The sequence below is a fragment of the Variovorax sp. RA8 genome (assembly GCF_901827175.1).
GTDB lineage: Bacteria > Pseudomonadota > Gammaproteobacteria > Burkholderiales > Burkholderiaceae_C > Variovorax.
The window spans coordinates 540364-565232 of the sequence record NZ_LR594662.1; the positions used below are offsets into that span (position 1 = coordinate 540364).

Sequence of the window (24869 nt, forward strand, 5' to 3'; positions counted from 1 at the left end):
CAGGGGCCGCGCGCTCCCGTCACGCAGCCGCGCCGCGGCGCCACAGCCGCAAGGCGATGAACGTCAGGAACATGGGCCACAGCATCCAGTTGACCATCTGCATCGCCGTGCTGAAGCTTTCGGGCGAGATCCATTTCACCTTGACCGCGTGTCGGGTGCACACCAGTTTCGGCAATGTCTCGAAGCCTGGAAGGCAGGCCGTCAAGCCGGCGTCGTCGTTGGGGCTCCAGTCATCGTTGGTCGTCAGGCTGAGGATGGGCACATGGTTGTTGACCACCACGCCGAGCACGTGGCCGAGGCGCCAGGCCGAGCGTGCCTCGGCAAGGCGCGCAGGCTCGTCGGCGGCGGACACGTGGCGCCACTTGCCGGCCAGGGCGGCGTTCGAAGGCTCGAAGTTCTCGGCGGCCACGTAGAAGGGCAAGGCGGCCATGACGAAGGCCAGCCATACCACCGCCACCTGCAACACGCGCGTTCCGTAGCCCAGCAGCGCGCCGTAGGCATGATCGATGCCGCCGTTGATGCGCGCCATGGCGCCCTCCCAGCCGGCACCGCTCACGATCCCTTGCCCCGCGCGGCCAACGGCCAGCACCGCGAACAGGCCCCAGCACCACAGCGGCACTGCGCCGGCCTGGTCCACCAGCAAGAGGGCCGCCCACAGCGCGCCGATGCCGCCGGCGCCCCAGAGGAGCGAGCGGTAGAGCGCGCGTCCGTTGGTGTCCTGGCTCGGCGGCAGCGCGTCTGCTGCGCTCCTGCGGCGCATCTTGCGATAGATCGCATCGGCGTTGTCATCGTCCCCGCGCTTGCGCAGGTTGGCTTCGACCGACTGCCACATGCTGGCGGGCGAGTCCTGCAGCAGCCCTGCCAGCCTGTCCACGTCCGGCGTGTCCTGCGCATCGCCCGCGAGCGGCACATCCCAGACCTTGGTTTCCAGGCCGATCAGGTCCATGCGTGCCTGCGGCCGGCCGGTGTGCTGCGAGGGCGGGATGCTCAGTGTCTCGATCCGGCTGCGTGACAGCAGGATGTGGGGCGCATGCCCCTCGTCGCCCTGCGGCCGGTCGGTCGACAGGACGACGTGGTTGAACCGGCCGAAGGAGAGATCGGTGCGCCCGTGCACGCACAGCGCCGAGCTCAGGGTCGAGCTCGGGTCTTCGTCGTCCCGTGCCCAGGCTTTGAGCCTGCCCCTCACGGAGAGATGCGGGGCGTTCAGGTCGCCGGCCACCGAGAGGCCGTCGAGGATGACGTCGTTCTCCGCCTGCAGCATCCGGCCCTCGAGCTGACGGCAGAAAGCCCGGCCGATCAGATCCTCGTGGAGCAGCCCGCCGGACGGCCGGGCCGAGCGGCGCATGCGGCGTGCCAGCTGGTGATCGCCCTCCAGGCTTTCATGGTGGCTGAGGCGGGAGCCGAAGCTCACGTCGCCGATGACCTTGGAATCGCTGAGGTCGATGGTGCCGCTCACCTTGGTGAAGGAGAGCAGGCAATCGCCGTGGATCGTGCACTTCAGCAGCTTCAGGTCGCCGACGATGGACGCGGAGAAGTCCCAGGGGTCCGGCGCGCCGTCCGGCACGCCCTCCATGTCGCGCAGGCCGCCGATGCGCCACAGCACGAAGTCGCCCATGATCGTGCAGCCATTGAACAGCACGCCGCGGCCGCCTCGCATGGCCGGGAGTGCCGGCCCGCGAACCTGCAGGTATCGCAACACGGCGAAACCGTGGATCTGGCTCATGTTGGCCGTGAGGCCGCCGAGCCGGGTCGGAATGATGTCCCCACGCCTCCCTTCGCTGAACTCGGGCATCAGCGCCAGGTTGGCGAGCTCGGTCTTGAACAGGAGGAGCGTTCCCTGGACCGACACGCCTCCAAGGCGCAGGGCGCCCTTGCAGCGCAGGGCGGTCAGGTTCACATCGCCTTCGATCTTGCAGAGCAAGCTGGGGGGAACGCGGGAGGGCCTCGTGTTCTCGCACCATGTGTGATGGGGGTTCGCCATCACCGTCCCATCGATGGCGGCGTGGCTCAGATCCAGGCCGAGGCCCAGCCAGGTGCCCGTCAGGTTGAAATTGCCTCGAACGATGAGACCAGGCGCCACGATGCCGCGGTCGACGACGACGGGCCAGGTGGAATACGAAGGCCTTGCCAGGTTCTTCGAATCCATTGCCGCCTCGTTCCAGGCGACCGGGCCGTCGAGCAGAACCGAGCCTTCGATGCGGGCCATCGTCAGGTCGAGCTGGTACAACCGGGCGCCGACGATCAGCACGTCTCCCTGCGTCGTGGCGCCCTTCAGCGTCAGATAGCCGAAGACAGGAATGGACGCTTCGTCGCGCTGGTCCTCGGAAAGCCTGTTCCAGAACTGGTGTTCGAGCGTGCCGCTCCAACCCTCCGCGCCGAAGGGACCGCACACGAAACGCCCGCCGAGCTGCGCCCCCTCCATGTTCAGGTCGAGCGCAGTGTGGGTACCCGACTTGCCGATGCCGCCGCGGATGGAAACGTCGCCTTCGATGCGGGCGCCCATGGCATCCACGCCCCCCACCCGCGAGGGCACCTTGCGGCCCAGGAGCGGATCGCAGCCGAGCAGCAATCGGCCGCCGATGCGCGTGCCGCGCAGTCGTATGCCGGGTGTCCTCCAATCGCTGCGCGTTTTTTCCACGACGGCGCGCAGATCGAGGTCGCCGTCGATGTGCATGCCGGACAGCTCCAATGCGCTCCCGGCCGCGCGCAGCGCCGAACGGCCGATCAGGGTCGAGCGCAGGTTCGCATTGCCCTTGACGATGGCGCCGCGCAGCCGCGCCCCCTGGAGAAAGACCGAGCCCTCCAGGTTCAGCGAGCCTTCGATCTCGGCGTCCTGCAGAAGCAGTTCGTCTTCGAACACGCAGTAGGAGAGGTCCAGCGATCCCCTGATGCGAAGCTCTCGAAGATCCACCCGGCCCTTGAAGACGACGCCGAAGGCGCATCGCGATCGCTCGAGATCCTGGTAGCCGCGCAGCTCGACCATGTCGCGCACCACCAGCCTGGGATCGGCGGGCCCGCAGGGCAGGCCGAAGCTGTCCTTGTCCTTGAACAGGCGCACGAATTCTGCCGCGCCGACGGCGGCGTCGGCGGACTCCGCGGAGGGCGGTCCGGCCGGCGGCAGGCGCTTCAAGAGCGGGTGCGAGGTCGCGAACGCGCCACTGAGGTCGCCACGGCGGCCGGGTTCGTGGGCGAAGGTGACCTGGAAGCGCCGATCGGGATCGAAGGTCTGGGGCAGGACGGGCAGGATCGGGATGACCTCATGGTCGTCGCGCATCTCCACCTTGACCTCGGTCTTTCCGTCCGAGAGCAACTCGAACACGCAGAGAAACAGGTCGCGTCCGAACAGCAGCAATGCGGAAAAGAAGTGGGACATCGCGGGAGGTCCCGCGTCCTTCTCCCCGCGCTTGCGCTCGTCCTTCGCCACGTCGAGCTTCCAGATGCCCAGGACTTCACTGGATGCGGCGCGCAGCAGTCCAGTGTCGCCATCGGGCGCTTCACCCGGCCCTTCGATCCAGCGAAGGTCCTCCTGCTTGCAGATGATGGGGAATGCGAAGCGCCTGGCGCCGTCGTAGAGAAAGCTGCAGAAGAAATCCACGTACGCTGCTGCGGCGGAGGCATCCCGCAGCACCGCTTGGAGATTCCCGTGCGCGAGCTCCACCTTGTTGAATCGGTGAACGGGCCGCGAGTCGGGGCCCAGCGAAGCCGCAATGCCATGCTTCGCGTCGATCACGAGGCACGCCGTGCGGGTGGGGAGGGCGCGGTAGTCGGTGATCTCGTAGAGATGAACGTCCTCGCCGTAGAAAGGAAGCGGCCGACGGCGCACCTCGATGGCCTGCGTGCGCGGTTCTGCGTCCGCTGCGTCGCCCTGCAGCACGGTGCAGCCTTTGACATGGCCTGCGCCACCGGGCAGTGCGAAGTTCACGGCCTGTTCGTCGAAGAAGCGCCGCAGGTCGGAGTCTGGCGCCAGATCGACCCGCTCGATGGTCTTCTTCCTCCATCGATCGAGGTCGGCGATCGGCTTTCGATCGGCCGCGCGCTCCAGGAAGAGGCCGCTTTCCCGGCATTTCCCGAAGACCTTCTCGTGCCATTTCTCCAGCCGTTCGGCAAAGCTCTCCTGGGGGGCGGCTCCGGGGGGCGGCGATCGCGATGGCGGCGCGTCCTCGCCGGAGCTGCCCGGCGCCGGGTCGGCCAAGGGCTCCAGCGAACACAGCTTGCCGAGCTGGACGCCGCCCTCCTGCGTGACGCCGACCCGCTGCCATCGCAGGCGAGCAGGCGTCGTTTCCTCGCCCTTTTCGATCCACGCGAACATGTATTCCCGTTGCGTGCCGGCCTCGGCGTCTCGCTGCCGCGACCACGCGGCGATGGGCAGGCCGGGGAACATGCAGGTAGCGATCGTCTCGCCGTCGAGCGCCTGGCCGCGCGCGTCGGTGGTGCAGTTCGGGACCCGGCGCGCCAGTTGAGGTGGGAGTTGGCAGCGCACATAGCTGAACTCCGCCGGCATCCCCAGGTGCTCGGCGCCGTCCCGGCCTGCGTCTCGCGCGTCCAGGCCATGGACCAGGCGCAGCACGTCTCGACGGCGCCATTTCTGCCACTTTCCACCTGCCAAACCATCGCGCTGCGTCATGCGACCCCCGGAGATGCACCGGGCTGGGCACCGGCGGCCGGGGCCAGTGTCATGGATTCGGTTGTTCGTTGCAAACAAAATGATGCATTCGGGAAGGCCTGGCCGGATGGGCTATTTCCCGGCCACCCTTTCGCAGGTAAAACGCCGCGAATCGTTCACAGCCTGCTTCGCCATGCACCATCCCTTTCCTTCGAGGTCGCTCGTGGCCCGCGCCGCCCGCACCGGTTGTTCCATCCTTCTCGCGTGCGGTGCCTGTGCCGCCATGCCGGCGGGTGCGGCGATGGACTACCCCGCGCGCAAGCCCGGGCTCTGGGAGATGACGATCCAGGCCGACGGCGGCGCCAAGGCGCCCGCGATGAGCACCCAGCAATGCATCGACGCCGCCACCGACAAGGCAATGCGCGAGATGGGCAATGGCGCGGACCGGCAGGACTGCTCGAAGCAGGACATGCGCAACGAAGCCGGCCGCATGGTGATCGACTCCGTTTGCAAGATCGGCACCAGCACCGCCACCACGCACGCCGTGGTGACGGGTGACTTCGGCAGCGCCTACCGAATGGAAAGCCGATCGACCTACAGCCCGCCCATGATGGGTCGCAGCGAAGGCACGGCCGTCATCGAGGCCAAGTGGGTCGGGCCCTGCAAGGCAGGCCAGAAGCCGGGCGACATCGTGCTGCCCAACGGCATGAAGATGAACCTGCTCGAGATGCCTGCCGCGCGCGGCAAGTAGGCGGCGAAAGCCCGGCATCGCGCGCGACGCGGGCCTACACGCGCGCCGGGCGAGGCCGGGCTAGCATGGCCCGCCATGCCCCCCCAAGACCTCGTCGTTGCGCGTCCCGAAGGCCTGTACTGCCCGCCCGGCGACTTCTACATCGACCCGTGGCGGCCGGTGAACCGCGCGGTCATCACCCACGCGCATTCCGATCACGCGCGCGTGGGCCATGGCCAGTACCTCGCGCACGAAGACAGCGCCGGCACCCTGCGCGCTCGCCTCGGCGACATCACCCTGCAGACGCTTCCCTACGGCGCGGCGATCGACCACCGCGGCGTGCGCCTGTCGCTGCATCCGGCCGGGCACGTGCTGGGCTCGGCGCAGGTGCGGCTCGAGCATGGGGGCCGCGTGTGGGTGGCCTCCGGCGACTACAAGACCGAGTCCGACGGCACCTGCACGCCCTTCGAGCCGGTGCCCTGCGACACCTTCATCACCGAGTCCACTTTCGGCCTGCCGATCTACCGGTGGCCGGCGCAGGCCGCGCTCTTCGCGGAGATCGACGACTGGTGGCGTGCCAACGCGAAGCATGGGCGCGCCTCGGTACTGCTGTGCTATGCCTTCGGCAAGGCGCAGCGCATCCTGCACGGCGTGGACGCGAGCATCGGGCCGATCGTGGTGCATGGCGCGGTGGAGCCGCTGAACGCGGTCTACCGCGCGGCGGGCGTGGCGCTGCCATCCACGCTGCGCGTGACGGACCCCGGCGTGGACGCAGCGCTGCTCAAGCGCGCGCTGGTGCTGGCGCCGCCATCGGCTGCCGGCACGCCATGGATGCGGCGTTTCGGCCAGTACTCGGATGCCTTCGCCAGCGGCTGGATGCAGCTGCGCGGAACGCGCAGGCGGCGCGGCGTGGACCGGGGCTTCGTGATGTCGGACCACGCGGATTGGCCGGGCCTGCAGCAGGCCATCGCGGGCACAGGGGCCGAGCGGGTGTTCGTGACGCATGGGAATGTGGCGGTCATGGTCCGCTGGCTGGGCGAGAACGGGGTGGATGCCCGGTCCTTCCACACCGAGTACGGCGACGAGGACATGGAAGGCGACGCGAGTGCGGGGAGCCCCATCCCAGGCGAAGGAGAAACAGCCGAGCCATGAAGCAGTTCGCCGCGCTGTACCGCGAGCTCGATGCGAGCACCTCCAACCTCGTGAAGCAGGCGGCGCTGCAGCGCTACCTCCAGGCCGCCGACCCCGAGGACGCCGCCTGGGCCGTGTACTTCCTGGCGGGCGGCCGGCCGCGGCAACTGGTGCCGACCAAGCTGCTGCGGCTGCTGGCACAGCAGGCCGCCGGCCTGCCGGAGTGGCTGTTCGACGAGAGCTACGAGGCGGTGGGCGACCTGGCCGAGACCCTCTCGCTGCTGCTGCCGCCCCCCACCGAGGCGCACGACCTGGGCCTCGCGACGTGGATCGAGCAGCACTTGCTGCCCTTGCGCGGGATGCCCCCCGAACCGCTCGCCGATGCCCTGCGCGCCCAGTGGCGACAGTTGGCGCCGGAGGAGCGCCTCGTCTACTTCAAGCTCATCACCGGCGCCTTCCGCGTCGGCGTCTCGCGCCTGCAGGTCACGCAGGTGCTGGCGGCGATGAGCGGGCTCGACCCCAAGCAAGTCGCGCAGCGGCTGATGGGCTACACCCACATCGCGGGCCGGCCGGGCGCGGCCGACTTCGCGGCGCTGATCGCGCCCGAGAGCGGGAACGAGCAGGACCGCCAGGCGAGCGGGCAGCCTTACCCCTTCTTCCTCGCGCATCCCTTCGCACTGCCGCTCGATCAGTTCGATGCGGTGCTGGGCCCGCCCTCGCAGTGGCTCATCGAATGGAAGTGGGACGGCATCCGCGCGCAACTGGTGCGGCGCGCCGGCCAGGTATGCCTGTGGTCGCGCGGCGAGGAGCTGGTGACGGACCGCTTTCCCGAGCTGGCCGACATGGGCCGAGCGCTGCCTGACGGCGCGGTGCTCGATGGCGAGATCGTGGTCTGGCACCGGGACTCGACCGCGCCTCACGGCGAGGGCCGCGTGCAGCCCTTTGCCGAGTTGCAGAAGCGCATCGGCCGCAAGACGCTGACGCCGAAGCTGTTGCGCGAAATCCCCGTGGTGCTGCTGGCCTACGACCTGCTCGAGTGGGAAGGCCGCGACCTGCGGGCGATGCCGCAGCAGGAGCGGCGCGTGCTGCTCGACGACCTCGTCGCGACGGCGCAGCACCCCGCTCTGATCGCGAGCCCGATGCTGCACGGCGAGAGCTGGCAGGATCTCGCGCGCCAGCGCGAATCGGCACGGGCGATGGGCGTGGAAGGCATGATGCTCAAGCAGCGCCACGCGGCCTACGGCGTCGGCCGCACCAAGGACGTGGGCTTGTGGTGGAAGTGGAAGATCGACCCGCTCTCGGTGGACGCCGTGCTGGTCTACGCGCAGCGCGGACATGGGCGGCGCGCGAGCCTGTACAGCGACTACACCTTCGCGGTGTGGGATGCGCCGCCCGAGGTCGAGGGGCGCAAGCTCGTGCCCTTCGCCAAGGCCTATTCCGGGCTGAGCGATGCCGAGATGGGACGCGTCGACGCGATCATCCGGCGCACCACCATCGAGAGCTTCGGGCCGGTCAGGAGCGTGAAGCCCACGCTGGTCTTCGAGCTTGGTTTCGAGGGCATCGCGCGCAGCGCCCGGCACAAGAGCGGCATCGCAGTGCGCTTTCCGCGCATGCTGCGCTGGCGCGAGGACAAGCCGGTGGAGGAGGCGGATACCTTGCAGACGCTGGCGGCGCTGCTGCCGCCATGAGCCGCACGGCCGCTCCGAAGGCGAATCGCCCGCAGCCGAAGGCGAAGGTCCTCCAGTGAACCCCATGAGCCGACTGGACGATTGGTTCGCGTCGCGCGGCTGGGAAGCCTTCGACTTTCAACGCAGCGTCTGGCAAGCCCTCGCCGAAGGCCGCTCCGGCCTGCTCCACGCCACCACGGGCGCGGGCAAGACTTACGCCGTCTGGCTCGGCGCGCTGCACGCCTTCGCGACGAAGGCAGCGGGCAAGACGCCGCCGCCGCTGACCGTGCTGTGGTTGACGCCGATGCGCGCCCTGGCCGCCGATACCTTGCGCGCGCTGCAGCAGGCTCTCGATGCCCTGCAGCCCGACTGGAGCGCAGCCGCCCGCAGCGGCGACACCTCCTCGGCCGAGCGCAGCGCGCAGAACCTGCGTCTGCCGACGGTGTTGGTCACCACGCCCGAGAGCCTCTCGCTGCAGCTTGCGCGCGCCGATGCCAGGGAGGTGCTGGGCTCGCTGCGCCTGGTCGTCATCGACGAATGGCACGAGCTGCTGGGCAACAAGCGCGGCGTGCAGGTGCAGCTCGCGCTGGCACGGTTGCGTCGCTGGAATGCCGGCCTCTGCACCTGGGGCATGTCGGCCACGCTCGGCAATCTGCAGGACGCCATGCGCACGCTGCTGGCCGGCGGCGACGGCGTCTTGGTGCAGGGTGACGTGCCCAAGCAGCTGCTCATCGACTCGCTGCTGCCTGGGCGCGCCGAGCGCTTTCCGTGGGGCGGGCACCTGGGGCTCACCATGCTGCCGCAAGTCATCGGGGAAATCGCCGCCAGCGCGAGCACGCTGGTCTTCACCAACACGCGCTCCCAATCCGAGATCTGGTACCAGGCCCTGCTCGAGGCGCGGCCCGAATGGGCGGGGCAGATCGCACTGCACCACGGCTCGCTGGACCGCGCGGTACGCGAATGGGTGGAGCTGGGCCTGAAGTCGGGCGCGCTCAAGGCCGTGGTGTGCACCTCCAGCCTGGACCTCGGCGTGGACTTCCTGCCGGTCGAGCGCGTGCTGCAGATCGGCTCGGCCAAAGGCGTGGCGCGGCTGTTGCAGCGCGCGGGACGCTCGGGCCATGCGCCCGGGCGTCCATCGCGCATCACCCTCGTGCCCACGCACAGCATCGAGATCGTGGAGGGCGCCGCCGCGCGCGAAGCCGTGGCGCAGGGCCGCATCGAGGAGCGCCGGTCGCCGGCGCAGCCGCTGGACGTGCTGGTGCAGCACCTGGTCACGGTCGCGCTCGGCGGCGGCTTCGTGCCCGACGATCTCTATGCGGAGGTGCGCTCCACGGTGGCCTACGCCGGGCTGTCCCGCGAGAGCTGGCAGTGGTGCCTGGACTTCGTGGCTCAGGGCGGGCCCTCGCTCGTGGCCTACCCCGACTACCGCCGCGCGGTGCCCGACGCCGAGGGGGTGTGGCGCGTGCCCGATACGCGTCTGGCGCGCCGGCACCGCATGAACATTGGCACCATCGTCAGCGACGCCAGCATGGCCGTGCAGTACCTGCGTGGGGCCAGGATCGGCAGCGTGGAGGAAAGCTTCGTCGCCCGCATGAAGCCGGGGGACTGCTTCCTCTTCGGCGGCCGGCTCCTGGAGCTGGTGCGAGTGCACGACATGACGGCCTGGGTGCGGCGCGCTAGCGGCCGCAAGCCCTCCGTGCCGCGCTGGAACGGTGGGCGCATGCCGCTGACCAGCACCCTGGCCGATGCCGTTGTGCGGCAGCTGGCGCTGGCCGATGCCGGCTGCTACGACACCCCGGAGTTGCAATCCGTTCGGCCGCTGCTCGAGATCCAGCAGCGCTGGTCGGCGCTGCCGACGCCGGACACCCTGCTGGCCGAGTTGCTGAAGACGCGCGAGGGCTGGCATCTCTTCCTCTATCCGTTTGCGGGGCGGCTGGTGCACCTGGGCCTGGCCAGCCTGCTCGCCTGGCGCATCGCACAGCACCAGCCGCGCACCTTCTCGATCGCGGTGAACGACTACGGCTTCGAGCTGCTCTGCGCGGCCGACCCTGACTGGCCGGCGCTGCTGCCGCAGGTGCTGGCCCCGGTGGACGAGACGCAACTGCTGCACGAGGTGCTCGCCTCCCTCAACGCCACCGAGCTGGCGCGCCGGCGCTTCCGCGAGATCGCGCGCGTCTCCGGCCTGATCTTCCAGGGCTATCCCGGCGAGCGGCGCAGCAGCCGGCAGCTGCAGGCCTCCTCCTCGCTGTTCTACGAGGTGTTCCGCAAGTACGACCCTGCCAACCGGTTGTTGCAGCAGGCCGAGGAGGAACTGCTCGCGCAGGAGCTGGAGATCGGGCGGCTGAGCGCCGTCCTCGCGCGCATGGCCTCGCAGCGGCTCATGGTACAGACGCCGCAGCGGCCCACCCCCTTCGCCTTTCCGCTGATGGTGGAGCTGTTTCGCGAGAAGCTGTCGAACGAGAGCGCGGCTGAGCGCATCGCGCGCATGGTCGCGCAGCTGGAGCGGGCCGCGGGCGGCGGCGCCGAGCCGGCCGACCCTGACCGCGTGCGCAGGACACTGGCCTTCGAGAGGCCCGTGGAGGAAGGTCAGGCCGGGCGCGGAAAAGTCCCGGAAGGACCGGGGGCGGCGTGACAATTCGCAAGATTCCGATGCGCGAGCTTCTGTAAAACTCGAACTCGTGCATGCCGCTTCCCCCTCCTGCCGGCTCGACGTTGCCGGCCAATCCCTCGAGCTCCTTCCAGAGCGAGCCCTCTGGTGGCCGGCCGGCGAAATGCTGTTCGTGGCCGATCTCCACCTGGGCAAGGCGGCCAGCTTCAGGGCGCTCGGGCAACCGGTGCCGCACGGCACGACGGCGCAGAACCTCGCCCGGCTCGACCGCCTGATCGAGCAGTACCGGCCGCGCGAGTTCGTCGTGCTCGGCGATTTCCTGCATGACGCACAGGCGCGCACGCCGCAGTTGCTGGCGAGCCTCCAGACCTGGCGCGAACAGCACGCGCAGCTTCGCTGCACGCTGGTGCGCGGCAACCACGACAGCCATGCCGGCGACCCGCCGGCCGCGCTGCGCTTCGAGAGCGTCGACGAGCCCTACCTGACCGGCCCCTTCGCCGCCTCTCACCACCCCCGGCCTCATCCGACGCACTTCGTGCTCGGCGGTCACCTCCATCCGGTCTGCAAGCTGCAGGGCAGCGGACGCGACAGCCTGCGCATGCCCTGCTTCGTGCGCGAGGAACGGCGGCTGATCCTGCCTGCCTTCGGCGAGTTCACTGGTGGTTGGCTGATGGAGGCCATGCCGGGCCGCTGTTTCTATGGCATCGGCGGCGATGCCGTGTGGCCGTTGCCGATCTGACGACTCCCATTCATGGCACAAGCACCCAAGCCTCCCCACCGCAGCGACCTGCGCGAACATGCTGTCGAGCTGATGATGCAAGCCGCTCCCCTGGCCGGCATGAGCCGCGCCGAGGCGGAAGTCGTGGTCGACGCCATGAAGCCGGTGCATGTGCTGGCCGACACGCTGCTGTTCGAGGAGGGTGACGCGGCCGACAGCGACTACCTGGTGCTGGTGCTGGAAGGCCAGTTGCGGGCCGTGAACAGCTCCGGCATCCCTGACGGCGAAGTCGTGATCACGGTTCGGCGCCGGCAGCCTGCTGGGCGAGATGGGGGTGATCGACGGCGGACCGCGCTCCGCCAGCTGCACGGCGCTGACGGACGTCAAGCTGGGCGTGCTCCCGCGCGCTTCGCTGCTGGGCATGATCGAAAGCCATCCGATGGTGGCGGCCCGGATGATGCTGGGCATCTCCACGATCCTCGCTGGGCGCCTGCGCGAAGGCAACCGGCGCTTGCGTACGCTGTCGCAGGTGTCGCGCGCGCTGCAGCTGGAGCTGGACGCAGTCCATGCGGTCAACCGGCGGCTGCTGGAGGAGCAGGCCGGGCGCGGCGGCTGAGCCGCACGGCCGCTGCGAAGGCGAAGTCAGTGCCGCTAGCTCGCTACACCACGACCACCGGTTCGTCGGGCAGCTCGTTGCGGTCGGGCTCGCCCTCGGCCAGCGGGAAGTGCGCCACCAGCAGCGCCGAGACTTCTTCCAGCGCCTGCGTGAGCCCGTCCTCGAAGCGGCCCTCGCGGAAGGCGGAGGCCATCCGCCTGGCCATCGCCGCCCACTCGTCCGCGCTCACGTGGGCGTCGATCCCGCGGTCGGCCACGATCTCGATCGCGTGCTCGGCCAGCAGCAGGTAGATCAGCACGCCGTTGTTGTGCGCGGTGTCCCACACGCGCAGCTTGCCGAACAGGGTGATGGCGCGCTCGCGCGCCGGCGCGGCGCGCCGGATGTACGACCAGGGCAGCCCGGCCTCGATGCAGATGCGCACCTCGCCGCGGTGCCGGCGCTCGCTGGCCGCGACCCGGGCCTTCAGACGTTCCAGCGCTTCGGGCGGCAGGACACGACGCACGTCGGCCCCGTCGACCCAGCGATGGCGCCACAGGCGCCGCAGCGTGGAGAGGAAGGATTGCGTGGCCATCGTTACCAGTCCCCCGAGGCGCCGCCGCCGCCGAAATCACCGCCCCCGCCGGAGCTGAAGCCGCCGCCGCCGGACGAGGAGCCGCCGCCCCAGCCTCCGCCACCCCCCAGGCCGCCGCCGAGCCCGCCGGCGCCCGGCCCCCAGCCGCCGCCGCGCCCTCCGCGCCGGCCGGCGCCCGCGCCGAAGGCGCTCGACAGCAGCGTGAAAAGCAGCGCCGCGAGCCCCGCCAGCACGGCGATCACCAGGCTCGCGGTCAGCGCCATCACCACCACCCCCGTCACGCCGCCCAGCGCCACCGGCCCCAGCACCTTGCCGAGGATGGCGCGCGCGATCGGCGCGCCGATCAGCACGCCGAAGAACAGGAAGATGGCCAGGTCGCCCCAGTCGAAGCCCGGCTCCTCCTGCCCGCCGCCGAAGTCGCCGCTCCTGGCATCGACCTGCGGCAGCGGCTCGCCCTTGATGCGCGCGATCAGCTGGTCGGCCGCGGCGTCGAGTCCGCCCGCGAAGTCGTTCTCGCGGAAGCGCGGCTTCATCGCGAAATCGATGATGCGCGCCGCCGCGATGTCGGGCACCGCGCCTTCGAGCGTCTTCGCCACCTCGATGCGCATCTTGCGGTCGTTCTTGGCGACGACGACGAGGATGCCGTCGCCCACTTCCTTGCGGCCGATCTTCCAGGCGTTGCCCACGCGGTTGGCGTAGCTCGCAATGTCCTCGGGTGCCGTGGTCGCGACCATCAGCATCACGATCTGCGAGCCCTTCTCCTGCTCGAAGGCAGCCAGCTTGGCTTCGAGTGCCTGGCGCTGCGTGGCGTCCAGTGTCCCGGTCTGGTCGATCACCCGCGCGCCGAGTGGCGGAACCGGCAGCAGGTCCTGGGCCTGCGCGCCCGCGAGCGTGAAGGCCAGGAGGAAGAGAGCTGCCAGCGCGCGCCGGATGCGGGCGGCCGTCATCGAGGCTTACTTCTTCGGCTGTTGCTGTTGGCCGAAATCGACCGTCGGCGGGGTGGAGATCTGGGCCTCGTTCTGCACGCTGAAGTTGGCCTTGGGGTCGTAGCTGAAGATCTTGGCGGTGATATTGGTCGGGAAGCTGCGCGCCAGCACGTTGTACTCCTGCACCGTCTGGATGTAGCGGTTGCGCGCCACCGTGATGCGGTTTTCTGTCCCCTCCAGCGTCACGCGCAGGTCGCGAAAGGCCTGGTTGGCCTTGAGGTTGGGGTACTGCTCGGCCACCACCATCAGGCGCGACAGGGCGCTGGAGAGCTCGCCCTGCGCCTGCTGGAAGCGGTTGAAGGCCTCGGGGTTGTTGAGCGTCTCGGGCGTGACCTGGATCGAGGTGGCCTTGGCCCGCGCCTCGATCACCTTGGTCAGCGTCTCCTGCTCGAAGTTGGCTTCGCCCTTGACCGTGGCCACGATGTTGGGCACGAGGTCGGCGCGGCGCTGGTACTGGTTGAGCACCTCGCTCCAGGCCGACTTGCTCGCCTCGTCGAGGCGCTGGAAGTCGTTGTAGCCGCAGCCTGCGAGCGACAGCGTTGCAAGAAGGATCAGGAGCCAGCGTTTCATGATCACCATATCGAAGCCTCTTCGTCGTTCGTGCGAAGTGGCAAAGGTAGCATAGGCCGATGGCGGTCGATCCTCTCCAGGCATTGCAGGCCGCGAACCGCGGGGCGCCGCCCTTGCGCCGGGACGAGGGAACGCTGCTGATCGCCGGCGCCACGGGAGCGCTGGGCCAGGAGCTGGTGCGGCGGCTCGCGGGCCGGCATCGCTTCGAGCACACGCGCGTGCTGGCGCGCGAGCCCATCCGCGACGGGCTGCGCGGCGTCGAGAGCGTGCTGGCGCCGGACGCTGACGTCGCACACTGGCCGCGCACCGCGGCCGACGCGGCGCTGGTCCTGTTCGAGCCGCCGCGCCTCTACTACGACCGCGAACGCGCGCTGTGGACGCCCGAGCCGGCGCAGCTGCCCGCGCTCGCGGCCTGGCTGAAGGCTTGCGGCGTGCGCACGCTGGCCGTCGTGCAGCCGCACGACCAGGGCCGGCTGCCGGAGGCGCTCAAGCGCGGGCTGGCCAGCCTCGACGAGGAGGCGGTGGTGGCCGAGGGCTTCGAGCGCGTGATCATCGTGCGCACGGCGCGCATGCCCGCCGCGGCACGCTTCGCCAACCCGGCCGAGCGGCTGGCGGCCTGGATGCTGTCCGTCGCGCGCTTCATGGTGCCGGCCAGCGAGCAGCCGGTGCGCGCCGGCAAGGTGGCGGAGCTGGTCGACGTGGCGCTGCGCATCGCACCGCCCGGTGTGCACGTGGCCGCGCCCGAGCTGGTGTGGCAGGCCGCGCAGGGCCAGCTGCAGGCGGTGGCCGAGGGCTGGCTGCTCGGCGCGCGGGGGCGAGGTTCGCAATGAGGAGGCGTGAACGAGCCCGCCACGTCGGGCTCATTCCGGCCTTCTGATGCGCGGGCGACCGATGCAGGTCGCGCGCCCGAGGCAAAATTGCCACTTCCAGCCGCAGCCACCATGTCCAAGTCCAAACTCCGCGCCGCCGCCGTGGCCGGCACTGCCGACGATATCGAGGCGACCTTCTACGAGGCGCTGCAGCGCGGCGACATCGATGCGCTGATGGCCTGCTGGGCCGATGAGGACGAGGTGTTCTGCGTGCATCCCGGCGGTCCGCGCCTGGTGGGCGCCAGCGCGATCCGGGCGGCCTTCGAGCAGATGTTCGCCAACGGCGCGATCCATGCCACGCCGGCCCACGTGCGCAGGGTGGAGTCGCTGGCGAGCGCGGTGCACAACGTGCTGGAGCGCATCGAGGTGCTGACGGCCGAGGGGCCGCGGCATGCCTTCGTGCTGGCCACCAACGTCTATCACAAGACCGCGCAGGGCTGGCGCATGGTGGCCCACCATGCGAGCCCGGGCATGGTTCATGCGCCCGACGAGGCGGACGAGATCCCGCAGGTTCTTCACTGATGCAATACGTTGCGCCACGCTGGCTGCCCGGCGGCAACCTCCAGACCATCTGGCCCGCGCTCTGGGCGCGGCGCGTCGAGGCGCCGCTGCCGGCCTACCGCCGCGAGCGCTGGACCACGCCGGACGGCGACTTCGTCGACGTCGACTTCCTCGCGGCCGAAGGTGTCGCGCCGCGGCCGCTGCTGGTCCTGTTCCATGGGCTCGAGGGCTCCTCGAAGAGCCACTATGCCGAGGCCTTCGCGGCCGATGCGCTGGCGCGCGGCTGGGACTACGCGGTGCCGCATTTCCGCGGCTGCAGCGGCGAGATCAACCTTGCACCGCGGGCTTACCACTCGGGGGACTTCGAGGAGGTGGGCTGGATCCTTGCGCGTTTGCGCGAGCGGCAGGCGGGCCGCGGGCGCAGCGCCGGGCCGTCCCCAGCAAGCGAGGGCTCCCTCGGGGGGCAGCGAGGACGCGAAGTGCCCGGCTTGGGGGCACCTATCCTCGCGGCCGGGGTCTCGCTGGGGGGCAACGCATTGCTGCGCTGGGTCGAGGAGGCCGGATCGGAAGCCTCGAAGTTCGTGAATGCGGCCGCCTCGATCAGCGCACCGCTGGACCTGGCGGCCGGCGGGGCAGCCATCGGGCAAGGCTTCAACCGGCTGGTCTACACGCGCATGTTCCTGGCCAGCATGAAGCCCAAGGCGCTGGCCAAGCTGGCCCAGCATCCGGGCCTGTTCGACCGCGAGGCGTTGATGGCGGCCGCCGACCTGCATGCCTTCGACAACGTGTTCACCGCGCCGCTGCATGGCTTTCGCGACACCGACGACTACTGGCGCCGCGCCTCGGCCAAGCCGCACCTGGGCGCGATCCGAATCCCGGCGCTTGTCGTGAACGCGACCAACGATCCCTTCGTGCCGGCCGCCAGCCTGCCGCGCCCGGAGGAGGCGGGCCGCCATGTCACGCTGTGGCAGCCGGCCCATGGCGGCCATGTGGGCTTTCCGATGGGGCGGCCGCCGGGTCATGTGCGCGGCATGCCAGAGCGGGTCGGCGACTGGCTGGCGCAGCACCTCTGACGCGGCTTCGTCCGATGGCGCCGGGGCACCATCCGCGCCAGAATCCGCGGCATGGACGACATCGTCAAACAAGCGCTCGCCAAATGGCCCAACGTGCCGCACTGCTATGGCTGGCTCGGCCTCGACGCACGCGGCAACTGGTACATGCGCGACGACCGCACGCAGGCCGCGGGGCCGTTCCCGATCGCCAAGGGCTCGCTGCTCAAGCACGAGAAGCTGATCGACTTCATCCAGCGCAACTACGAGCATGACGAGCGCGGCCAGTGGTTCTTCCAGAATGGGCCGCAGCGCGTCTATGTGGAGCTCGAGGCCGCACCCTGGGTGTGGCGGATCGGCGAGGACTTTAGCGTGCGATCGCACGCCGGCGACCTGGTCGAGCCCTCGGCCTGCCTCGTCGACGAGCAGGGCCGGCTTTACCTGGCAGCGCCCTGCGGGCTGGGCCTCGTGCATACGCAGGACATGGGCTTCGCCGCCGAGGCGATCGAGCAGGGGCGCTGGGTGGCGGAGAACGTGCGTGCCGCGGACCTGCCGGGACGCTATGGGCATGTCATGAGCCCGGCGGCGGCCACGCCTGTCCAGGCAGCGCACTGAAGAAGCCGAACGCCCGCACGCCCAAAAAAAAAGAGCCCGCATGCGGGCTCTTTTTTGCGGGGTTCGAAGACCTGCTTACGGCTTGGCAGGTGCCGACGCCGGCGCCTCTGCCGCATTCGAGGCTGCGGCCTCCGGTGCGCCCGCCGCCGCCTGTGCGCCCGCGGCCGCCGGACGGTCGGGCACCGGGAACTTGGCGCCGCCGGCATTGGCCAGGTAGACCACCGCACGGCCGATCTCGACATCCTCGAAGTCGCCGCCGCCCTGGGGTGGCATGGCGCCCTTGCCCTTGAGTGCGTGTTCCAGCAACGTGGCGTAGCCCTGCCCGATACGCGGGCCCCAGGCCGCGGCGTCGTTGAGGTGCGGGGCGCCAGGGATGCCCGGGGCGCCGTGGCAGGCCACGCATTGGGCCTTGAACACCGCCTCGCCGGTGGCCAGCGGCCGGTTGGCGTCGCGGATCTCGATCGAGCCGACTTTCTTGAGGCGCTCGGCGAGCTCGCGGTCTCGCGCTTCCTTCGTCACGCCGTAGAGAGCCATGCCCGACCCCTGCACCTCCCCCGAGGGGTGGTTGGCGGAGGTCACGTACGAGACCAGTCCGACAATGATCAGGATCGGCGCGATGAAGGAGAAGAAGACTGCCAGCAGCAGTTGTTTGGGGTTCTTGATCGGGCCCGTGTGGGCATCTTCTGTGGCCTGGTAGTGCGCGTCGTCGCTCATTGGGTCCTCAGTGTGGGGGGGCTCGTCGGGCTTTTTGTAATCAACCGCGGATTATAGAGAGGCGCCCGAAGGCGCCCGTGACGGCCCCTCCGGGCCTCAGCGCGTGGCCCATCCGCCGCCCAGCGTCTTGTAGAGGACCACCTGGTTCTGCAGTTGCGCGAGCTGGATCTGCACCGCGGCCTGCTGCGCGCTGTAGAGCGAGCGCTGGGAGTCGAGCAGGTCGAGCGCGCTGGCGATGCCGTTGCGGTAGCGCAGGTCCGAGAGCCTGAAGCGCACCGATTCGGCTTCCGTCTGCGCCCGCAGGGCGCGCAACTGCTCGCCCAGGGTGGCGCGGCCGGCGAGCGCGTCGGCGACCTCGCGGAAGGCGGTCTGGATCGATTTCTCGTACTGCGCCACCGCGATGTCGCGGCCGGCCTTGGCCGAATCCAGCCCGGCCTGGTTGCGCCCGGCGTCGAAGATCGGCAGCGTCAGCTGCGGCGAGAAGGCCCAGGCCTTGGTGCCGCGTTCGAACAGGTTCGAGAACTCGCTGCTGGCGGTGCCGATCGAGGTGGTCAGCGCCACGCGCGGGAAGAAGGCCGCGCGCGCCGCGCCGATGTTGGCATTGGCCGCGATCAGCTGCTGCTCGGCGGCGCGGATGTCGGGCCGCTCGCTCAGCAGGTCGGAAGGCAGGCCCGCGGGCAGCTCCGCCATCGGCGCGACCGCGCCCAGGCCGCGCGCGCCGCCTTCGGTGGCTTCCGGCGGCACCGGCGCGCCGAGCAGCAGGGCCAGCGCGTTCTCGTCCTGCATGCGCAGGCGCCGCTGCTCCGCGTAGGAGGCCCGCGCGGCCTCGGTCAGCGAATCGGCCAGGCGCAGGTCGATCTCGGAGACCACGCCGCTGTCGAAGCGCAGCCTGGTGAGCTTCTGCGACTCCTCGCGGGTGGCCAGCGTCTGGCGCGTGAGCGCCAGCAGCTCGTCGTCCGCGATCAACGTGAGCCAGCCGCTGGCCACCGCGCTGACCAGGCTGATCTGCGTGGCCTTGCGCGACTCCTCGGTGGCGAGGAACTGCGCCAGCGCCTGCTCCTTGAGGCTGGCGACGCGGCCGAAGAAGTCGAGCTCCCAGGCCGTGATGCCGAGGTTGACCGAATAGGTCGACGACACGCTGCCGCCCAGGCCCAATGCCTGCAGCGCGTTGGGACTGGACCGCGAGCCGCTGGCCGCCAGGTCGAGCGCCGGGAACTGCGCCGCGCGCTGGATCTGGAACTGGGCGCGGGCCTGCTCGATGTTGGCGACCGCCACGCGCAGGTCGCGGTTGTTGGCGAGCGCCGTCTCGATCAGCTTCGCCAGCCGAGGATCGGTGAAGTAGTCCTGCCAGGCCAGCGTCGAGACCGGCGACGCGCTGGTGGCGGCGGGCTGCGCGCCGGGATAGCTGGACGGCACCGGCGCCGCGGGGCGCTCGTAGGTCGGGATCAGCGAGCAGCCGGCCAGGAGCATGGCGGCTGCGCCGGCGAGGGCGGTCGAAGCGAAGTTCTTCTTAATCATGGGCGGGGCTTTCTTCAATGCCTGCGGCCTGGGCGTGGCGCCTGTCTACCTCGCGCTGGCGCTCGCTGCCCTTGAACAGGCTGCGCACCACCACGAAGAACACCGGCACGAAGATCACGGCGAGCGCCGTGCCGGTCACCATCCCGCCGATCACGCCGGTGCCGATCGCGCGCTGGCTTGCCGAGCCCGCACCCGAGGCCAGCACCAGTGGAAGCACGCCGAGGCCGAAGGCTAGCGAGGTCATGATGATCGGCCTGAACCGCAGGTGGGCGGCCGCCAGCGCCGACTCGATCACGCCCTTGCCCTGCGCCTGCAGGTCCTTGGCGAACTCGATGATCAGGATCGCGTTCTTCGCCGACAGACCGATGATGGTGATCAGGCCGACCTGGAAGTACACGTCGTTCGAATAGGCGCGCAGCAGGGTCGCGAGCAGCACGCCCAGCACGCCCAGCGGCACGACCAGGATCACCGCCAGCGGAATGGTCCAGCTCTCGTACAGCGCGGCCAGGCACAGGAACACCGCCAGGATGGAGAAGGCGTACAGGAGGATCGCCTGCGCGCCCGCGAGCTTCTCTTCGCGCGACTGGCCGGTCCACTCGTAGCCGAAGCCCGGGGGCAGCTGCGCGGCGAGCTTCTCGACCTCGGCCATCGCGGCGCCCGAGCTGTAGCCCGGCGCGGCAGAGCCCGAGATGCGCACGGCCGGATAGCCGTTGTAGCGCACCGTCTGCTGCGCACCGGTGATCCAGCGCGTGCTTGCGAAGGCCGAGAGCGGCACGGGCTCGCCCTTGCTGTTGCTCGCGTTGAGCCGCAGCAGGTCCTGCGGCTGCATGCGCGCCGGCGCGTCGGCCTGCACCACCACGCGCTGAAGGCGGCCCTGGTTCGGGAAGTCGTTGATGTAGCTGGAGCCCAGCGCGGTCGACAGCGTGCTGTTGATGGCAGCGAAGTCCACGCCCAGCGCATTCGCCTTGTCGCGATCGATGTCGATCTGCAATTGCGGCGCGTCTTCCAGCCCGTCCGGGCGCACCTGCGTGAGCAACGGGCTCTTGCTCGCCATGCCCAGGAGCTGGTTGCGCGCATTGGTCAGCGCCTCGTGACCGGCACCGCCGCGGTCCTGCAGGCGGAAGCTGAAGCCGCTGGCGTTGCCCAGCTCGGGGATCGGCGGCGGCGACAGGGGATAGATGAAGGCGTCGCGGATGCTCGACAGCGCGCCGAAGGCGCGGCCGGCCACCGCTTCGGCCGATTGGCCCGGCTCGTGGCGCTGGTCCCAGTCCTTGAGCGTCACGAAGGCGAGGCCCGCGTTCTGGCCCTGCCCCGAGAAGCTGAAGCCGAGCACGCCGACCATGCTCTGCACCTCCGGCTGCTTCAGGACGTACTTCTCGACGTCCTGCATCACCGACAGCATGCGCTCCTGGGTCGCGCCCGGCGGCAGCTGCACGTTGACGATGAGGTAACCCTGGTCCTCCTGCGGCAGGAACGAGGTCGGCAATTGCCGGTACACCAGCACCACCGCCCCGATGATCGCGGCATAGATCACCAGGTAGCGCGCCGCGCGCTTGAGGATGCGCGCAACCAGGCTCTCGTAGCCCTTTGCCGTGCGGCTGAAACCGCGGTTGAACCAGCCGAAGAAGCCGCGCTTCTCGTGGTGATGGCCGGCCTCCACCGGCTTCAGCAGCGTGGCGCACAGCGCCGGCGTGAGCGACAGCGCCATGAAGGCCGAGAAGCCGATAGAAGCCACCATCACCGCCGAGAACTGGCGGTAGATGTTGCCGGTGGAGCCCGCGAAGAAGGCCAGCGGCACGAACACCGAGATCAGCACCACCGTCACGCCGATGATGGCGCCGGAGATCTGCCGCATCGCCTTGCGCGTGGCTTCGAGCGGGGAGAGGCCTTCCTCGCTCATGATGCGTTCGACGTTCTCCACCACCACGATCGCGTCGTCCACCACGATGCCGATCACCAGCACCATGCCGAACATGGTCAGCACGTTGATCGAGAAGCCCAGCGCGAGCAAGGTGGCGAAGGTGCCCAGCAGCGCGATCGGCACGACGATGGTCGGGATGAGCGTGTAGCGCCAGTTCTGCAGGAACAGATACATCACCAGGAACACCAGCGCCACCGCCTCGAACAGCGTCTTCACCACCTCCGTGATGGAGATGTTGACGAAGCGCGAGCTGTCGTAGGGAATGGTCCACTTCACGCCCTGCGGGAAGAAGCGCTCGAGCTCGGCCATCTTGGCCCGGATCGCCTTGGCCGAAGCCAGGGCGTTGCCGCTGGGCGCGAGCTGCACGCCGATGCCGACGGCCTGTTGCCCATTCAGCCGCGCCGAGGTGGCGTAGCCCTGGCCGCCCAGCTCGATGCGCGCCACGTCCTTGAGCCGCACGGTGGAGCCGTCGGTGTTCGCGCGCAGCACGATGTCGCCGAACTGCTCGGTCGTGGTGAGCTGGCCGTTGACCACCACGGTCGCCGCAATCGCCTGGCCCGGCACGTTGGGCAGGTCGCCGATGGTGCCGGAGGACACCTGGGCGTTCTGCGCCCGCACGGCTGCGTTGACGTCCGCCGCCGACAGGTTGTAGCCCTGCAGCCTGGCGGGATCGATCCAGATGCGCATGGCGCGCTCGGTACCGAACAGCTGCGCCTGGCCGATGCCGGCCACGCGCTGCAGCTCCGGCACCACGTTGCGCGAGGCGTAGTCGCCCAGCGCCGTCGTGTCGATCGCCGGGTTGTCGGAGGACAGCATCGTGAACAGCAGGAAGTTGTTGCGCGACTTGTCCACGCGCACGCCCTGCTGCGTCACCGCCGCCGGCAGCCTGGGCGTGGCGCGCGACAGGCGGTTCTGCACGTCCACCTGGGCGAGGTCCGCGTTGGTCCCGGTCTCGAAGGTGATGGTGATGGTGCCGGTGCCGTCGGCCTGCGCCACCGATTCCATGTAGATGAGCCCCGGTGAGCCGTTCATCTCGCGCTCGATGACCGAGAGCACGCTGTCCTCCAGCGTCTGGGCCGAGGCGCCGGGATAGGCGACGTTGACGACGATGGCCGGCGGTGCCACCGGCGGGTACTGCGCGATCGGCAGCTGCGTGATGGACACGGCGCCCACCACGATGATGAACAGCGCGATCACCCACGCGAAGATGGGCCGGTCGATGAAGAACTTTGCCATGCGGGCGCGCTCCTTACGGCTTCGTGGCCGGAGCCGAGGCAGCATTCGCTGGGGCAGCCGGGGCGGCGGCGGAGGCCGGCGCCGGCGCCTTCCATGGCACCGCCTTCACTGCCGCGCCCGGCGGCATCATCATCAGCTTCTGGAAGCCGTCGACCATGACCTGCTCGCCGGCCTTCAGGCCTCGGTCACCACCCACTGGTTGTTCTGTGCCGCGGTGATCTTCACCGTGCGCTTGTGCATCTTGCCCTCGGCATCGACCACGGTCAGCGTGTCGCCCTGCTGGGTGCGCGTGACCGCCTGCTGCGGCACCGTGATCGCATTCGTCGCCTGGGCCTGCTCCACCTTCACGCGAACATAGAGGCCGGGCAGCAACTCGCCCTTCGGGTTCGGCACCTCGGCGCGCAGCGTCACCTGGCCGGTGGTCGAATCCACCGTCAGGTCGGAGAACAGCAGCTTGCCGGGCAGCGCGTACTCGCTGCCGCCTTCCAGCAGGATGCGCACGCTGGCCGCATCGCTGCCGGTTGCGCGCTTGAACTGGCCGGCCTCCATGGCGCGGCGCAGCTTGAGCACGTCGTTGGCCGACTGCGTGAAGTTGACGTAGACCGGGTCGATCTGCTGGATCACCGCCAGCGGCGTGGCGTCGCCTTGGCCGACCAGCGCGCCTTCGGTCACCAGCGCGCGGCCGATGCGGCCTGAGATCGGCGCGGTGACGTTCGCGTAGCCGAGGTTGATCCTGGCGGTCTGCAATGCGGCGCGGGCCACCGCGATGTCCGCTTCGGCGGTCTTGGCGGCGGCCACGGCGTTCAGGTATTCCTGCTTGCTGACCGCGTTGGCCTCCACCAGCGGCTTGTAGCGCTCGGCCAGGGCCTTGGCCTGGACCGCATTGGCCTCCGCGCGTGCCAGGCTCGCCTGGGCACTCTGCTGCGTCGCCAGGTAGGGGGCCGGATCGATGCGGAACAGCGGCTGGCCGGCCTTCACGTCGCTGCCTTCGCGGAACAGCCGCTGCTGCAGGATGCCTGCGGCACGGGCGCGCACCTCGGCCACGCGCGAGGCTTCGAGGCGGCCCGGCAACTCGGTCACCAGGCCGACATCCGTCGGCGTCGCCACCACCACCCCCACTTCGGGCGGCGGCGGGGCGCCACCACCGGCACCGCCCCCCGGGGCGCCTCCGGCCGGCGCCTCGCTCTTGCCGCAAGCGGCGAGCGCCAGCACCGCGGCGGCTGCGACGGCGGCGAAGACGGGGCGACGCGTCATGGACAACAACGAATGACGCGGGACATGCAGAGCGGGCATGCGATTCCTTTGAAGCAGGGACGGGGAACGGCGCGATGTCGCGGCGAGTGCCTAAAGCAACACGGCGAGCTTGGCCATCAGGAGGGACCCGAGTTTACATACATTCGTGAATGTATAGTGGCAGCGAACACGGGTTCGATAGTTTTACAAGTTTGAGGAAAGGGGGGCAACATGGTCCGTCGTACCAAGGAAGAGGCATTGGCCACCCGGCATCGGCTGCTCGATGCGGCGGAAGTGCTGTTCCAGTCCCAGGGTGTTTCGCGCACGACGCTGCAGCAGATCGCGCAGGAGGCCGGCGCCACGCGCGGTGCGATCTACTGGCATTTCAAGGACAAGCCGGACCTCTTCAACGCCATGATGGAGCGCGTCACGCTGCCGCTGGAATGCGCCACGCGCGAAGCCAGCGCGGCCAACGAAGACCCGCTGGAGGCGATCGAGCAGGTGATGGTGCAGGCCCTGAACCTGATGGTCGCCGACCCCCAGGTGCGGCGGGTCTTCGAGGTGGCGACGCTCAAGGTCGAGTACACGGACGAGATGGCGCCGGTGCAGCAGCGTCACCGCAGCGCGCGCAACGAATGCGTGACCGATTTCGTCCACGCACTGCAGCATGCCGCGAGCCGCGCGGGCATCGAACTGCCCATTCCAGTCAAGACCGCCGCCTACGGGCTGCATGCGGTGATCAGCGGCCTGATCCAGGACTGGCTGCTCGAGCCCGGCGCCTTCGACCTCGTGCCGGCGGGGCGGCATCTGTTCAACGTCTATCTCGCGGGGCTCGGATTCGAGCGCAGGCCTGCGGTGGGGAAGGGGAACTGCAAGCAGCTTGCGTGATCAGTGATAATCACGGGCTTCGGGTCTCGGCCTGAAGCCTCTCTCGCTGTATTTCAATGGATAGAATTCGGCCCTCCGAAGGCTGAGATCCAGGTTCGATTCCTGGCGGCGGGACCAGTACATCG

The 24869-nt window shown here is 69.7% G+C and carries 17 protein-coding genes, 1 tRNA gene and 2 pseudogenes; 12 read left to right on the top strand and 8 right to left on the bottom strand.

Features of this window, described 5'->3' with window-relative positions; genetic code table 11:
* Positions 1-19 precede the first annotated feature (19 nt).
* On the bottom strand, positions 20-4624 hold the full coding sequence (locus E5P3_RS02590) for a hypothetical protein (RefSeq protein WP_162584554.1): 4605 nt from the start codon (positions 4622-4624) through the stop codon (positions 20-22).
* Between the two features lie 202 nt (positions 4625-4826).
* Here E5P3_RS02590 and E5P3_RS02595 point away from each other — a divergent pair, with 202 nt between their 5' ends.
* The 6 genes and pseudogenes from E5P3_RS02595 to E5P3_RS02620 all read left to right on the top strand — a co-directional run.
* A complete protein-coding gene (locus tag E5P3_RS02595) occupies positions 4827-5354 on the top strand; it encodes a DUF3617 domain-containing protein (protein ID WP_232072953.1) in 528 nt (175 codons plus the stop codon).
* 75 nt (positions 5355-5429) lie between these two features.
* Positions 5430-6485, top strand: coding sequence for a ligase-associated DNA damage response exonuclease (locus E5P3_RS02600; RefSeq protein ID WP_162584556.1), 1056 nt, complete (start codon positions 5430-5432; stop codon positions 6483-6485).
* Entirely contained in the window at positions 6482-8152 is a 1671-nt protein-coding gene (locus tag E5P3_RS02605; RefSeq protein ID WP_162584557.1) for an ATP-dependent DNA ligase, read from the top strand. Before E5P3_RS02600 ends, E5P3_RS02605 begins: the two co-directional genes overlap by 4 nt.
* A 64-nt stretch (positions 8153-8216) precedes the next feature.
* Positions 8217-10763, top strand: a complete 2547-nt coding sequence (locus E5P3_RS02610; protein ID WP_162584558.1) for a ligase-associated DNA damage response DEXH box helicase — start codon at positions 8217-8219, stop codon at positions 10761-10763.
* Between the two features lie 46 nt (positions 10764-10809).
* Entirely contained in the window at positions 10810-11478 is a 669-nt protein-coding gene (gene pdeM / locus E5P3_RS02615; RefSeq protein WP_162584559.1) for a ligase-associated DNA damage response endonuclease PdeM, read from the top strand.
* Between the two features lie 289 nt (positions 11479-11767).
* Positions 11768-12073 (top strand): annotated as a pseudogene (locus tag E5P3_RS02620) (cyclic nucleotide-binding domain-containing protein); the annotation flags it as partial.
* Between the two features lie 43 nt (positions 12074-12116).
* Here the strand turns inward: E5P3_RS02620 and E5P3_RS02625 are convergent.
* From E5P3_RS02625 to E5P3_RS02635, 3 genes are read right to left on the bottom strand one after another with little or no spacing between them, the layout of a single operon-like run.
* Positions 12117-12644, bottom strand: a complete 528-nt coding sequence (locus E5P3_RS02625; protein ID WP_162584561.1) for a TPM domain-containing protein — start codon at positions 12642-12644, stop codon at positions 12117-12119.
* 2 nt (positions 12645-12646) lie between these two features.
* Entirely contained in the window at positions 12647-13591 is a 945-nt protein-coding gene (locus E5P3_RS02630; RefSeq protein WP_162584562.1) for a TPM domain-containing protein, read from the bottom strand.
* Between the two features lie 6 nt (positions 13592-13597).
* The gene (locus E5P3_RS02635; protein ID WP_436823216.1) at positions 13598-14209 is read right to left on the bottom strand and encodes a LemA family protein; all 612 of its coding nucleotides are present in this window, start codon (positions 14207-14209) and stop codon (positions 13598-13600) included.
* A gap of 50 nt (positions 14210-14259) precedes the next feature.
* Between E5P3_RS02635 and E5P3_RS02640 the strand changes: the two genes are divergently transcribed.
* From E5P3_RS02640 to E5P3_RS02655, 4 genes are all read left to right on the top strand, one after another.
* Positions 14260-15030 carry a hypothetical protein gene (locus tag E5P3_RS02640; RefSeq protein ID WP_162584564.1) on the top strand — a complete coding sequence of 257 codons (771 nt, stop codon included), beginning with the start codon at positions 14260-14262 and terminating at the stop codon, positions 15028-15030.
* 111 nt (positions 15031-15141) lie between these two features.
* Positions 15142-15591, top strand: a complete 450-nt coding sequence (locus E5P3_RS02645) for a YybH family protein (RefSeq protein WP_162584565.1) — start codon at positions 15142-15144, stop codon at positions 15589-15591.
* Positions 15591-16643 (top strand): YheT family hydrolase, encoded by a 1053-nt coding sequence (locus tag E5P3_RS02650; protein ID WP_162584566.1) that lies wholly within the window; start codon positions 15591-15593, stop codon positions 16641-16643. The genes E5P3_RS02645 and E5P3_RS02650 overlap by 1 nt, the downstream gene beginning before the upstream one ends.
* A gap of 51 nt (positions 16644-16694) precedes the next feature.
* Complete coding sequence (locus tag E5P3_RS02655; protein ID WP_162584567.1) at positions 16695-17234, top strand: DUF2946 family protein; 540 nt, start codon at positions 16695-16697, stop codon at positions 17232-17234.
* A gap of 75 nt (positions 17235-17309) precedes the next feature.
* Here the strand turns inward: E5P3_RS02655 and E5P3_RS02660 are convergent, their stop codons facing one another.
* The 4 genes and pseudogenes from E5P3_RS02660 to E5P3_RS02675 all read right to left on the bottom strand — a co-directional run bounded on the left by E5P3_RS02660 (position 17310) and on the right by E5P3_RS02675 (position 23916).
* Positions 17310-17948, bottom strand: coding sequence for a c-type cytochrome (locus E5P3_RS02660; RefSeq protein ID WP_162584568.1), 639 nt, complete (start codon positions 17946-17948; stop codon positions 17310-17312).
* 96 nt (positions 17949-18044) lie between these two features.
* Positions 18045-19466 (bottom strand): efflux transporter outer membrane subunit, encoded by a 1422-nt coding sequence (locus E5P3_RS02665; protein ID WP_162584569.1) that lies wholly within the window; start codon positions 19464-19466, stop codon positions 18045-18047.
* Positions 19459-22623 carry an efflux RND transporter permease subunit gene (locus tag E5P3_RS02670; RefSeq protein ID WP_162584570.1) on the bottom strand — a complete coding sequence of 1055 codons (3165 nt, stop codon included), beginning with the start codon at positions 22621-22623 and terminating at the stop codon, positions 19459-19461. Before E5P3_RS02670 ends, E5P3_RS02665 begins: the two co-directional genes overlap by 8 nt.
* 13 nt (positions 22624-22636) lie before the next feature.
* Positions 22637-23916: pseudogene (locus E5P3_RS02675) on the bottom strand (efflux RND transporter periplasmic adaptor subunit).
* 171 nt (positions 23917-24087) lie between these two features.
* On the opposite strand from E5P3_RS02675, the gene E5P3_RS02680 reads away from it, so the two are divergent.
* Positions 24088-24744, top strand: a complete 657-nt coding sequence (locus E5P3_RS02680; protein ID WP_162584571.1) for a TetR family transcriptional regulator — start codon at positions 24088-24090, stop codon at positions 24742-24744.
* A gap of 42 nt (positions 24745-24786) precedes the next feature.
* A tRNA-Arg gene (locus E5P3_RS02685) sits at positions 24787-24861 on the top strand.
* The last annotated feature ends 8 nt before the right edge of the window (positions 24862-24869 follow it).